Origin of the sequence: Wenzhouxiangella indolica (assembly GCF_042310355.1) — a bacterium.
Classification (GTDB): domain Bacteria; phylum Pseudomonadota; class Gammaproteobacteria; order Xanthomonadales; family Wenzhouxiangellaceae; genus Wenzhouxiangella.
Genome location: NZ_JBHJMR010000001.1, coordinates 611871 through 624909 on the forward strand (window position 1 = coordinate 611871; position 13039 = coordinate 624909).

Here is a 13039-nt window from a genome sequence, read left to right on the forward strand (position 1 = left end):
AAGCAAACCCATGAGCGAGTCGAAGGTCGCGATCATTACCGGTTCGAGCCGGGGCATCGGACGCGCCGCAGCGCGACTCCTGGCCCGGCGCGGATGGGCCGTGGTCATTTCCAGTCGCAACCAGGACAGCTGCGAGTCGGTCGCCGAGGCCATTCGGGGTGAAGGCGGCGATGCCCTGGCCGTGGCCTGCCATATCGGTCGCGAGGAAGAACTGCAGGCGCTTGTCGACAAGACTGTCGCCCACTACGGCCGCCTGGACGCGGTCGTCATGAACGCCGCCAGCAATCCGGTCTACGGGCCTTCCGACAACGTCGATCTCGAAGCCTTCGATGTAATCATGCACAACAATGTCTACGGCTCGATGCGGCTGGCGCACCTGAGCCGGCCGCACCTGGCCCGGGCCGGGACCGCCGCCGTGGTACTGGTTTCCTCCATCGCCGGGCAGTTCGGCAACAAGCTGATCGGCGCCTACGGCCTTTCCAAGGCGGCCGAGAACCAGCTGGTGCGCAATCTGTCTCTCGAGCTCGGTCCCGACGGCATTCGCGTCAACGCGGTCGCGCCCGGGCTGGTCAAGACCGATTTCGCCCAGGCCCTGCTGGAAAATGAGCGCATGGTCAAGTATTTTGAAACGACCACGCCGCTGAGGCGGCTGGCCGAGCCGGACGATATCGGCCGCGTCATCGCCTTTCTGGTCGGGGAAGATTCCGGCTGGCTGTCGGGGCAGGTAATCACTGCCGACGGCGGCCTGTCGGTGACCGGCGGATTCTAGTCGGCGGATTTCAGGATGAGGGCAGGATGACCGGGATCATGAAGGGACTCAATAGCGCGATCTTGCTGGCGGCGCTGGCGCTGGTACTGGCAGCCTCGGATGCCGCGGCACAGGTCTACACCTATACCGACGAAAACGGCGTGACGGTCTATACCGACCGCAAGCCCGACAGCAACCGCTACCGGGTACACAACCTGGGCTGCTACGGCACCTGCCGGAAGGGCGTGGACTGGCAGAGAACACCGCTCGAGCCGAGCGCCTTCGACGCCGAGATCCAGGCGGCCAGCGATATTTTCGGCGTCGACAAGGCCCTGGTGCGGGCCATCATGCACGCCGAGTCCTGGTTCGAGCCCGAGGCGGTCTCGCACGCCGGTGCGCAGGGCCTGATGCAGCTGATGCCGGCCACCCAGCGCCGCTTCGGCGTCGCCAATCCCTTCGATCCGCTCGACAACATCACCGCCGGCGTGGCCTACCTGGCCTGGCTGGACGAGCAGTTTGGCGGCGACCTGGAGCGGATCATTGCCGCCTACAACGCCGGCGAGAACGCGGTTCGCCGCCACGACGGCATCCCGCCGTACCCGGAAACCCGCGAGTACGTTCGCCGCGTCAACATCCTCTATCGCCGCTACCGCAGTTCCTGATTCCCGAGTTTTTCGAAGTCCACCTGGAAACGAACGCCGCCGGGCCGGTCGATGGCCCGGGCCCGACCCCCGTGGCGCGCGGCGATCAGGCGCACGATATGCAGGCCCAGCCCAAGGTGGGCGCCGCCGGTTCGCGTCGAAACCATGGATTCGAACAGGCGTTCGGAGCGGCCCTCCGGAAGGCCCGGGCCCGGATTGTCCACCTGCAGTGAGACCGTCGAACCCTGCGGTACGACGCGTAGCGTGACGCGGCTGCCCGCCGGGCTGAAGTCGACCGCGTTTTCCACCAGTTTGTCGAGCAACTGGGCCAGCTGCTCCGCCGATCCGGCGATCCGGGCACTACCACGCCTGGGTACGACCGCGCTGAAGCGATGTTGCGAGAAAGTCTCGCGACAGCCCGCGGCATAGCCCTCGACGAGCTCGCCGAGATCCAGCTCGACCAGGGGCTCGTCCGCCAGGCTTTCCTCGACGCGGGCGGCCTGGCTCATGGCCTGGAACATCGCCTGCAGGCGCAGGCAGCCTTCTTCGGCGCGCCGCCGGTAGCGCGCTCTCGATGCCTCGTCGTCGACTTCCGCCAGGTTGTCCAGCGACGAGCGGATCATGGCCAGCGGCGTGCGCAGTTCGTGCGAAAGCTTGCCGGCCAGGGTCTGGAGGTAGTCCTGGTGCTGGCGCTGGCGCGCCACCAGGTCGGACAGGCTGCGGCCGAGGTCGGCGATCTCGTCGCTGCCGCCGGGCGCCGGTAACTCGCCCCGAACCCGACCGTCCTCGCCGATGGCCGACTCGGCTGCATCGCTCAAGCGCCGGATGCGGTTCGACAGCCGGGCGGCGTAGCCAACCAGTACCGCGGTCACGATCAGCATGGCCGCCAGTCCGAACACGAACAACTGCAGCAGCGACCGATAGGCGCCGGCCATGAAGCGGTCGGCCGGGCGCTCGATGACAACATGACCGACCATCTTGCCGTCGCGCATGATCGGCGCCCCGGCGCTGATCACGAAACCGTCGCCGGCGGCAAGCTGGTACCAGTTGGCGGTCGGTTCCCGGCCCAGCTCGCCGTCATCGAGGCGGTCGAGATCGGGGTCGCGACGGGGCGAGGCGGCCGGCAGCACGCCGAGCAGGCGCGCCGCGGTGGTGGCGAGCAGCCAGGCGGCCTCGTCGCCCTGGCCCCGGTCGGGCAAGCGCGTGTCGCCGGCGCGCGCCAGTATCCAGGCGTCCGGACCGATGACCCAGCCGCGCGTACGGTCCGGCAGCAGGGCGGCCAGCCGCTGGGCCAGTTCGGGCGACGGGCGAATCAGCGCTTGCGGTCGTTCGGTGGCATGTCGCGTGCCTGATGCGGGCTCGCCGCTTCGGCCAAAATCGATGACGCGGATCCCCAGTTCGGAAACGCGGGCCGGCGACTCAAGCGCGATTTCCAGGGCCCATCCCGCTTCCCGCGGTTGCAGCGCGGCCTGGACCCGGGGCCAGCCCGCCTCGCCGCGGGTGGAGAACCAGCCCGGCGCCATCGGTGCCAGCGTGACCCGACTGCTTCCTTCGGACGTCACGAGTTCGAGTTCGACCCGATCGCCGGACCCTTCGCCGGGGCGGGTCAGGACGAGGTCGGACCCGTCGACCTCGACGAGGACATGAAGCCGGTCGCGGTGCTCGGCCAGCGCAACGCGGGCCCGGGATGCGCCCGGGTCGGAGGTCGGCAGCACCCGGGCTTGCTCCAGCCAGGGGGTCCAGTCATTCGAATGGCCGTCGACCACGAACGCGCTTTCGGCGGTGTGGACATAGAAACCCGAGTCCGTCGGCAGCGCCGCGGGCAGACCCGCCAGCTCGTCGGCGACCGACCGGGCGGTATCGATCAGGGCCTGCTGGTAGCTGTCGCGAAGGGATGATTCCAGCGATCGGACCATTTGCCAGCCGGCCAGGGGCAGGCTCAGCACCAGGGCCGAGACAAGCGCCAGTCGCGGGCCGAGTTTCACGCCGGTCCCGTGTCCGCCTGCCAGCGGTAGCCGGCGCCGTGGACGGTCTCGAGCCGGTCGAAGGCGGGGTCGAGCGCTTCGAACTTGCGGCGGATGCGCTTGATATGCGAAGTCACCGTCGATTCATCGACCAGCAGGCTGGCGGCCTCCATCAAGCGCCGGCGGGCCTTGACGTGGCCGGGGCGCTCAAGCAGGCAGTGCACCATCCAGAACTCGGTCACCGTCAGGGCGACGGCCTGTCGCTTCCAGCGCACCTGCATCGTGTCCGGCTCGAGCTCGACCGAGCCGACGCGCAGCGGAGCGTCGCGTCGCCGCGGTTCGCGCACCGCCTCGATGCGCCTGAACAGCGCGAGAATTCGCGCCAGCAGGTGCTGGTTGGAGATGTCCTTGGTCAGGTAATCGTCGGCGCCCAGGCGCAGGCCGGAGACGGCGTCGAGGTCGCTGTCGCGGGCAGTCAGGAAGATGATCGGAAGACCGGCCGAACGCTGGCGCAGGGCGCGGCAAAGCTCGAAGCCGCCTTCGGGCTCGTCTCCCAGGCCGACATCGATGATCACCAGGTCGGGCAGGGGGCCGGCCAGGGCCGATTCGGCCTCGCCCCGGCTGGCGTATCCGCGCGTGGCGAAACCGTAGCGCTCCAGGGCCTCGCGGTAGTTGTCGCGCAGGCTGTCTTCGTCTTCGACGATGGCAATGACTCGCTGGCTCATACGCGTGTTTTCCGGAAACGGTCCGCCCCGGCCGGGGTGGCTGCCACAAGTTTGCCACATTCGATCAGAACTTCGACATTGGCGGGCGGCTTCCTCGCCATGTCGGCGCGCTGTAATGGCGCGCATCGATCACACGAGGAGTTCGTTCCCATGACGCGTCTGTTTCTATTCGGCCTGATGGTCTTGTGCGCTCCGGCGCTTGCCGCCGGACCCGAATCCGGACTGTGGCTCGAGCAGCGGGAGGCCGGCAGCGGCCAGGCCGCGCTGGCGCTGGCGACCGAGGTCGATATCCAGGTCACCGGCACCGTTGCGATGGTGGAAGTTCGCCAGAAGTTCTTCAACCAGACCGGCGACTGGGCGGAGGGCCGCTACCGGTTTCCGCTGCCGGAGCGGGCTGCCGTCGAGCAGCTGCAGATTCGCCTCGGCCAGCGGCTGATCGAGGGCGAGATCCAGGAGAAGCAACAGGCCCGGGCCACTTACGCCGCCGCACGGGACCAGGGTCAGATCGCCGGACTCGTCGAGCGTGACCAGGGCAACCTGTTCGCCACCAGCGTGGCCAACATCCCGCCGGGGGAGATGGTCGAGATCCGCGTCGGTTTCACCCAGGCGGTGGCCTACGAGCACGGCCAGTTCAGGCTCGAGTTTCCGACCACTACGGCGCCGAGGTTTCGGGGCGCCGGCGGTCTCGAGCGCTCCGTTCGCGAGCAGCTTGAATCCGCGCTCGAGGGTGGTTTGCCGCAGCGCCCCGTGGAGCTGACCGTCGACCTGCGCCCGGGGCTCGAGCTGAGCGCGATCCGCTCGACCCATCACGCCATCGAGACCGAGGATCTGGGCAGCGACTGGCTGGTCACCCTGGCCGACGGCGCCGACTGGTCGGGCCGCGACTTCGAACTGGTCTGGGAGCCCGAAGACAGCGGCCAGGCGGCCACCGCGGCCTTTGCCGAGTCCTTCGGCGGGCGCGAGCACGTCATGCTGACCCTGGTGCCGCCCCAGGCCTTCGAGGCGGATCGAACGCCGCGCGAAGTCGTCCTCGTCATCGACAGTTCCGGGTCGATGTCGAACGAGCCCATCGTCCAGGCCCGCGAGTCGCTGCACTACGCCCTGGCCAGCCTCGAGCCCGGTGATCGATTCAACGTCATCGAATTCGACCACCAGGCCCGCTCGCTCTACCGCCAGCCGGTGGCCTTTACCGAAGAGCGCCACGTCGAGGCGGCGCAATGGGTCGACGCACTGGCGGCCGGCGGCGGCACGGACATGGGCCCCCCGCTGGCCCTGGCCCTGGACGCGCCGCCGGCCGAGGGGTACCTGCGCCAGGTCGTCTTCATCACCGACGGCATGGTGAGCAATGAGCAGGAACTGCTCGAGCGCGCCCGGGCCGACCTCAACGAAAGCCGCCTGTTCACCGTCGGCATCGGACACGGCGTCAACGGCGGATTCCTGCGCCGGCTGGCGACCGCCGGGCGCGGCAGCTACACGGCCATCGCCGAGACATCCCTGATCGCCGAGCGCATGAGCGAGCTGGTGCTGCAGCTCGAAAGCCCGGTTATCCACGACATCGAGGTGGTCTGGCCCCATCCGGTCGAGTTCTATCCCGAGACCCTTCCCGACCTGTACGTCGGCCAGCCGCTGAGCGTCATCGCCCGCACCGACCGACTCAGCGGGGACGTGATCGTGCGCGGCACCAGCAACGGCCAATACTTCGAGCGCGTCCTGCCGTTGGAGGATTTCCAGCCGGCGCCGGGTGTGGCCAGCCAGTGGGCGCGCTCGCGAATCGAGGCGCTGGAGCACCGTATCGTGCCGCCCGGTGAAGCGCAGCTGATCGACTCCGAAGTGCTGGATACGGCGCTGGAGTACTCCCTGGTCAGCTCCCAGACCAGCCTGGTGGCGGTCGACCGCACGCCGCAGCGCAGCCGCGCCGAAGCGCTGCGCCGCTTCGGCCTGGAAACCAGCCCGGCCCACGGCCGCGCCGGCAGCCTGCAGGCCATGCCCGCGACCGATGCCGGCAGCTTCTCGTCGGCGCTGCGGGGTGGGGTGGCCCTGCTGCTGGTCCTGCTGCTGCTTTTCCAGCGCCGCATCAATCGTGACACGGACGCGTCCTGATGCGTCGCTTCTTGATCCTGTCCCTGTCGCTGGCGGCCGTGTGGCAGCTGGGTTCGGCCGGCTGGATCCAGGCCAAGGCCGGGCTCGGCCAGTGGCTGCTCGAGCGGGCGTGGCTGCAGACGGTCGAGGCCGAAGAAGCGGTCGAGCCCTGGCCGGGGGCGGTCAGCCACCCGGTCGCACGCTTGCGCATGCCGCGATTGTCGATCGATCACCTGGTGCTCGACGGTCTGGACACGCCCGTGATGGCCTGGGGGCCGGGCATGGCCGTGGGCGAGGGCGGGCACCACGTGCTCGCCGCCCATCGCGACACGCACTTCTCCTTTCTGCGCGCCGTGGAAATCGGCGACCGTTTCGAGCTGACCGATGCCCGGGGGCAGGGCCAGTGGTGGCGGGTCGAGGCGATCCGGGTCGTCGATGCCCGCGAAACCGAAATCGACCTCGACAGGCCAGGAAACGCCATGACCCTGATCACCTGCTATCCATTCGATGCGCCGGTGGCGGGCGGGCCGGAGCGCCTGGTCGTCAGCCTGGACCCACTCTCCGAGGAGGAAGCAAGCCCATGACGACGCTATGCATCGACGAACTTCCGCGGCGGCTCAAGGAACGCTGGGGCTGGCCTGCGGGCGCCGACCACGTGCCGCGACCGGCTCGGCCGCAGTTGTGGTCGGTTCGGATCGGCGCCGGCCACGTATATACTGCAGGGCCAGTTCCGCCCCAATGCCGCGATGTCTGCAGCCTCATCACGATCGCCGTTCCTGTCGTGTTTCCCGTTCGCCGGAGTTCGGCATCGGGCGGCTGTACTGATGCTGACTGCCGCGCTGTCGACGGGCGCGCTGGCTGATATTGCCGGCTGTGACCGCTCCCTCGACCAGTGGACGCTGCGGCACTTCACCACCGCCGACGGACTGCCGCTGGATACGGTCTACGCCCTGGCCGCCGATCGCGACGGGTTTGTATGGGTCGGGACAGAGGACGGGCTGAGTCGCTTTGACGGCCACGAGTTCGAGCGTGTCGATCTGCAACCCATTGTCGGCGGTGCACCGCCGTTCATCCGAACATTGCTCGTGGGCGAGTCGAACACCTTGTTTGCCGGGGTCTCTTCTTCCGGGGTCGTCACGGTCGACACCCGGACCGGGCGGGCGCGATCCATGGTCCTGCCGTTGCGCAGCAGCATCGAGGCGCTGCACGAAGACAACGGCCGGCTGTTGATCGGGGCCCGCGGGGAAACCCTGCTGCGGCTCGATCCCGATGACGGCGAGATCGCCGTTCCGGGCGCGTCGGAGCGATCCATTCGGGCGATTGCCCGGCGGTCCGGTGGTGGTTTCTGGGTCGGCTATGACGGCGGTGGCGTGGAGCTGCTCGAAGGAGACAGCCTGCGTTCCGCGCCGTTCAAGGAGGCGCCCAATCCGTTCATTTCCGCGCTCGCCGAAGATCTCGACGGACGGCTGTGGGTCGGAACGCGCGAGGGTCTTTTCAGCTGGGACGGATCAGCGCTCGAGCATCACGGCGAGTCGGCCGGGCTGGTTGATCGGATGCATGTCGTTTCCCTCCACGTCGATGCCAACGGGCATGTGTGGGTCGGAACCGGCGGGGAGGGTATTGCCCGCCTGTGTCGCGGGCGGGAGCGCTTCGAGCGCTTCGGCCTGGAAGGTGAGCTGGGTCGGAGCCATATCAATGACTTTCTGGAGGACCGCGACGGCAGCCTGTGGATTGCATCCGGCGGGGGCGGGCTCTACCAGCTGCTGCGGGGCGCGGCCATGCCGCTGGGACGAGAACAGGGAATGCCGCCGTATCCGGTGTTGCCCATCGTCCAGGGTGGCAACGACGCCATGTGGCTGGGCACCTTCGGCGGCGGTGTTGTCCGACTCGACGAGCAGGGCATGCGCGTGTTCAGCGAAGGTAGTGCGTCGCTCGAGGGGGATCACGTGCTTTCCCTGGCGCCGGATGGCGAGGGCGTCTGGGTCGGGACGCGTACCGGGCTGAACCGGATCGAGGGCGATCGCGTCACGCAGCCCTTCGAGACCTCCCTGGCCACGTTGTCTGCCTTGCTGGCCGAGAACGATCGGCTGTGGATCGGCTCCGTGGACGGGCTCTTCATGGCGCATCAGGGGCGGCTCGAGCCGGTGCCGATGCCGCAGGGGGAGGCGCCGGGGCATATCCTGATGCTGCGTCGCGACAGCAGCGGCCGCCTGTGGGTCGGCTCGGACAGCCACGGCCTGCATTATCTCGACCCGGGCAGCGGCCGGCTCGAGCCCGCGCCTTTCGTCGAGCGCCTGCCGAGTCGGGCGGTCTACGACCTGGAAGAGTTTCCGGAAGGCGTGCTGTGGTTTGCCACCAGCCGGGGTCTCGTGCGGGTTGTCGGCGACGAGATCTCGGTTGTCGACTCGCGTCACGGCCTGGTCGAGAATATCGCTTTTTCCATTCGTCGCGATGGGCACGGGAACGTCTGGACCAGCGGCAACCGCGGCGTCTTCCGCATGCCGCAGGCGCAGCTCGAGGCCGTCGCTGACGGGCGGCGGGCCAGGCTCGAGGTGATGCACTTCGATCAATCCGACGGCATGCCGCGCAGCGAGACCAACGGCGGTTTCCAGTACGCCGTCTGGCGGGATCGTTCCGGTCGCCTCTGGTATCCGACGTCCGAGGGCGCAGCCATCTTCGATCCCGAAGCGCTGGCCGGGCAAGGAGCCTCGCCGACGGCCTACCTGGCAAGGGCCAGAAATGAGCTCGGTCGCGTCGATCTGGGCGATCTGCTGCAATTGCCGCCGGGTAGCGACTGGTTGCGGTTGCATTACACCGCGCCCGCCTTCCTCTACCCCGACGACATCGAGTTCCGCTACCGCCTGGGCGGTTACGACGAGGGCTGGTTCGTGACGCCCGAGCGCAGCGCGCTCTATCGGCAGCTTCCGCCGGGCGAATATCGCTTCGAGGTGCAGGCGCGTCTTCCGACCCAGGGCTGGTCGACGGCTGCGCGGCAGGAAGTCGAGGTCGGACGGTTCTGGTACGAGTACGCGTGGGTGCGGATTCTTGTCGGCGTAATCGCCGCCGCCTTGCTGCTGGCCCTCGCATACTGGATGATCGTCCGGCGCCAGCGCCGGCAGGCGCGCGAGGCGCAGGCGCAGAAGCTGGAGGCCATCGGCCTGCTGGCCGGCGGCGTTGCGCATGATTTCAACAATGTGCTCACCGTGATCATGAACGGCATCGAGCTCATGCGCATGAAGCTGCCGATCGACTCGACGGCGCACGAGGATGCCGATCGAATGATGACGGCTTCCGAGCGCGCGGCCGGCCTGACGCGCCAGCTGTTGACCTTTGCCCGACGCCAGCAGGCCGAGCCGGACTGGCTCGATCTCGGCCGGGAGCTGGAAAGCGCACGGGAGTTTCTCGCGCCGGTCATTCCCAGCCGGATCCAGCTTTGCCTGGAAACCGAGTCGCGACTGGGCTATTGCCTGATCGATAGCGTTCAGTTCCAGCAGGTGCTGATGAACCTGATCATCAATGCACGCGACGCCATGGGGGGCAGTGGTCGTATCCGGGTGCGGGCCCGGACTGCGGACGCGCAAACGCTGCGTCGGGCGGGGCTGCCGGCAAGCCGGCATCATGTCTGCATCGAGGTTTCCGACACGGGCCCCGGAGTGCAGGCGGGCGATGAACGCCGCGTCTTCGAACCGTTCTTCACCACCAAGGCGGGCGCACTCGGCACCGGCCTCGGGCTGGCGGTCGTGCACGGCATCGTCGATCAGGCCGGAGGCTGGATCGGCGTGCGGTCCACACCGGGGCAGGGTGCGACCTTCACCGTGGTCCTGCCGGTGGTCTTCGAACTCGCCGACCCGGATCACTGAATGCAATCTACATTGCCGCTGGGTTGATACCATGCAAACCCGATCCCGGGATGGGATAATGACGCAATGAAACTTTCAGCGACAGGAGCCTGATCTCGTGACCGAGGCCGGACGCATTCCGATCGCCGTCAAGAGCGGTGAGAAAATCCGCAAGCCGCAGGGCTTTACCGCGATTCGTGACGGTATCAAGGCCAGGGCCGGGGCCGAACCGGCGCCGATCGGCCGCAAGCCGTCGTGGCTGCGCGCCAAACTGCCGCAGGGCGGCAAGTACGAACAAGTGCGGCGCAACGTCAACGAGCACCGCCTGGCCACCGTCTGCCAGGAATCGAAGTGCCCCAATATCGGGGAATGCTGGACGGCCGGCGTGGCCACCATCATGCTGATGGGCGACGTGTGCACGCGCGCGTGCCGATTCTGCTCGGTCGACACCGGCAATCCGCGCGGCTGGCTCGACCCGGAGGAACCGGCCAATTCGGCCGAGTCGGTCCGCATCATGGATCTCAAGTACGTGGTGCTGACCTCGGTCGACCGCGATGATCTCGACGACGGCGGCGCGCGGCACTATGCCGACTGCGTGCGTGAAATCAAGAAGGTCAATCCGCAAACGGCCGTCGAGGCGCTCACGCCCGATTTCCAGGGCCGCCTGCACGATGTCGAAACCGTGGTCGACTCCGGGCTCGAGGTCTTCGCGCAGAACGTCGAGACGGTGCGTCGTCTCACCCATCCGGTGCGCGACCCCCGCGCCGGGTACGAGCAGACCCTGAAGGTGCTCGAGCACGCCAAGAAGCACAACCCGAAGGTGCTGACCAAGACCAGCCTGATGCTGGGCCTGGGCGAGACCAACGAGGAAGTCATCGAGACGATGGACGACCTGCGCCGCATCGGCGTGGACATCGTCACCTTCGGCCAGTACCTCCGCCCGACGGTCAACCACTTGCCGGTCGATCGTTTCGTGCCGCCCGAGGAGTTTCGCGAACTGCGCGAGATCGGCCTGGAGAAAGGCTTCATGGAAGTCGTTTCGGGGCCGCTGGTGCGTTCGAGCTACCGCGCCGACCGCGTGTTCGAGAAGAACAACTGCGGCATCGATACCGACGTCGCCTGAGTCCGGGCCGTGGCCGGCAGTTTCACCGGACAGACGCGCGATCGCTACCTGGAGCGCCTGGCCGCGCTGCTCGATCGCATGCGCGTGCAGCGGCGCACGCTCACTTATCTCGAAGTCGCCGATGCGCTGGCGGTTCCGGCGCCCAAGCGAATCCACAAGACCGCCCGCCTTGTCGAGCTGCTGCTCAAGCAGGATTTCGAAGCCGGTCGGCCGATTCGCGCTGCCCTGGTGACCAGCCGCGCCCGTCCGGGGCTGCCGGCAGAAGGCTTTTTTGAACGCGCGCGGCGGCTCGGTCTCTATGCCGGCGGTGACCCCGTGGCCTTTCACGCGGCCCTGCTCGAGCGCCTGTTCTGCGCTGACGGTTCAGGACAGGGGTCTGGTTGACGCTGCGACGCCGGGGGCGAGCGGCCATTTTTCAGCGTGCCCGATTTGTGGCACACTTTCCGCGGCGGGCATTGTCCGGCAGGAATCGAAACAGGCTCCTGTTCCGACTGCAGAAAAAGGGGGTGTCATGTCGCCAGAACAACTGCTTCAGCGATTACCCAAGATGATGAAGTCCGGTGCCGCCGGCGGCCGTGGCGGGCTCGTGCTGCTGCGATTCGATCGGGCGGAGTCGCTGCGGAATCAACTGGGTTTTACCGGGCTGTCGACCCTGTGCGCGCGGCTGGAAGCGCGCATTGCCGAGCATCTCGACGAACGGCACTTTTCGGTCCGTTTCGACTGGACCAGCCTACTGATCGCCATCCCCGCCACCGCGGGTGAGGCCTTCCATGAAACCGTGGCGGCGCTTTTCTCCGAGCTGACCGATGCGACCTACGAAGTGGGCGACGACGACATCGCCCTGACCGTCACTCTGTCCTACGCCCGCTTCGATCATCGTTTTACCGGGGTCGATGAGCTCCTGCTGTCGCTGTTTCGTCGGGCCGATTCGGTCGAGGCGGATGGCGGCAACGCCATGGCCGAGGTCCGGCCCGGAATTTCGCTCAGCCAGGCGCTGGGTTCCGGCGATCATATGCTCGGGCTTCTGATGGAAGCCTTGCGCACCGACGGCATGCGGGTCGTTTTCCAGCCCCTGCTGGCCACCAGCGGCGCGGATGCGACGGAGAGTTACCAGATGCTGCCGCGGCTTCCGGCCGGCGACGGCAAGCTGATTACCGCCGCCGAGTTCCTGCCGCGGGCGCGCGAGGCCAAACTGTTGCCGGTCATTGATCGGTGGATGACCGTGCACGCCATGCAGTTGCTCCGGGGACCACTCAGTGCGCGCGAGGTCCGGTTGTTCATCAACCAGTCCGAGGCCTTGCTGGCCGACGCCGAACGCCGCGACTGGCTGCGCGATCATCTCGACGCCGACCGCGCGCTGGCCAGTCGCATTGTCCTGGAAGTGCCGCTGGAAGACGCCATGTCGCACCTGCGCGGCGCGCGCCAGCTGTTCGAGCTTTCCAGGGACTACGGCGTCGGCATCTGTCTTTCCCACGTCGACGAGCACAGCCGCTGGGAGTTGCTCAGCAGCGATCTCGCGCCCCGGTTCGTTCGGATGGCGGCCGGTTTCGTGTCGCGGCTCGCCAGTGAGCCGTCGCTGCAGGAGCGCTTCATGGACCTGTCCGAACCCGTGCGCGAGCAAGGCACGCGGATCATCATGCCGATGATCAAGGATTCGCAGACCGCCGCGAGCATGTGGCGGTCGGGTGCCGATTTCATGCAGGGCAACATGATCCAGGCGCCGGAGGATTCGATCGCGGTTTAGGGGGTAGGGATTGGCTGAATCGCGAACTGTAGCCTGATCATTAAAAAACCCCGCTCGAGGCGGGGTTTCTCAATGATGGCGGAGAGGGAGGGATTCGAACCCTCGAAGAGGCTATAAACCCCTTACTCCCTTAGCAGGGGAGCGCCTTCAGCCACTCGGCCACCTCTCCGTAAACC

General features: G+C 67.5%; 10 protein-coding genes and 1 tRNA gene. 8 read left to right on the forward strand and 3 right to left on the reverse strand.

Annotated elements, in window-relative coordinates:
• The first annotated feature begins 10 nt into the window (after positions 1 to 10).
• Together ACDC67_RS02935 and ACDC67_RS02940 are read left to right on the forward strand one after the other, a co-directional pair.
• The gene (locus ACDC67_RS02935) at positions 11 to 769 is read left to right on the forward strand and encodes an SDR family NAD(P)-dependent oxidoreductase (protein ID WP_376690431.1); all 759 of its coding nucleotides are present in this window, start codon (positions 11 to 13) and stop codon (positions 767 to 769) included.
• 38 nt (positions 770 to 807) lie between these two features.
• On the forward strand, positions 808 to 1410 hold the full coding sequence (locus ACDC67_RS02940; RefSeq protein ID WP_376690432.1) for a transglycosylase SLT domain-containing protein: 603 nt from the start codon (positions 808 to 810) through the stop codon (positions 1408 to 1410).
• On the opposite strand, the gene ACDC67_RS02945 is transcribed toward ACDC67_RS02940, so the two are convergent.
• Both ACDC67_RS02945 and ACDC67_RS02950 read right to left on the reverse strand, forming a co-directional pair.
• Positions 1395 to 3374 (reverse strand): ATP-binding protein, encoded by a 1980-nt coding sequence (locus ACDC67_RS02945; RefSeq protein ID WP_376690434.1) that lies wholly within the window; start codon positions 3372 to 3374, stop codon positions 1395 to 1397. The two genes, ACDC67_RS02940 and ACDC67_RS02945, sit on opposite strands and share 16 nt — an antisense overlap.
• On the reverse strand, positions 3371 to 4078 hold the full coding sequence (locus ACDC67_RS02950) for a response regulator (protein WP_376690435.1): 708 nt from the start codon (positions 4076 to 4078) through the stop codon (positions 3371 to 3373). Before ACDC67_RS02950 ends, ACDC67_RS02945 begins: the two co-directional genes overlap by 4 nt.
• Positions 4079 to 4228: 150 nt before the next feature.
• Here ACDC67_RS02950 and ACDC67_RS02955 point away from each other — a divergent pair, with 150 nt between their 5' ends.
• From ACDC67_RS02955 to ACDC67_RS02980, 6 genes are all read left to right on the forward strand, one after another.
• Positions 4229 to 6178 carry a marine proteobacterial sortase target protein gene (locus ACDC67_RS02955; protein ID WP_376690436.1) on the forward strand — a complete coding sequence of 650 codons (1950 nt, stop codon included), beginning with the start codon at positions 4229 to 4231 and terminating at the stop codon, positions 6176 to 6178.
• Positions 6178 to 6741 carry a sortase domain-containing protein gene (locus tag ACDC67_RS02960; protein ID WP_376690437.1) on the forward strand — a complete coding sequence of 188 codons (564 nt, stop codon included), beginning with the start codon at positions 6178 to 6180 and terminating at the stop codon, positions 6739 to 6741. The genes ACDC67_RS02955 and ACDC67_RS02960 overlap by 1 nt, the downstream gene beginning before the upstream one ends.
• Positions 6742 to 6981: 240 nt before the next feature.
• Positions 6982 to 10017: a two-component regulator propeller domain-containing protein gene (locus ACDC67_RS02965; protein WP_376690438.1), complete on the forward strand. Its 3036-nt coding sequence runs from the start codon at positions 6982 to 6984 to the stop codon at positions 10015 to 10017.
• A gap of 97 nt (positions 10018 to 10114) precedes the next feature.
• Positions 10115 to 11119: a lipoyl synthase gene (lipA, locus tag ACDC67_RS02970; RefSeq protein WP_376690440.1), complete on the forward strand. Its 1005-nt coding sequence runs from the start codon at positions 10115 to 10117 to the stop codon at positions 11117 to 11119.
• A 9-nt stretch (positions 11120 to 11128) separates the two neighbouring features.
• The gene (locus ACDC67_RS02975; protein WP_376690441.1) at positions 11129 to 11503 is read left to right on the forward strand and encodes a hypothetical protein; all 375 of its coding nucleotides are present in this window, start codon (positions 11129 to 11131) and stop codon (positions 11501 to 11503) included.
• A gap of 163 nt (positions 11504 to 11666) precedes the next feature.
• Entirely contained in the window at positions 11667 to 12863 is a 1197-nt protein-coding gene (locus ACDC67_RS02980; protein ID WP_376690443.1) for an EAL domain-containing protein, read from the forward strand.
• Between the two features lie 76 nt (positions 12864 to 12939).
• On the opposite strand, the gene ACDC67_RS02985 is transcribed toward ACDC67_RS02980, so the two are convergent.
• A tRNA-Ser gene (locus ACDC67_RS02985) sits at positions 12940 to 13032 on the reverse strand.
• Positions 13033 to 13039 lie beyond the last annotated feature (7 nt).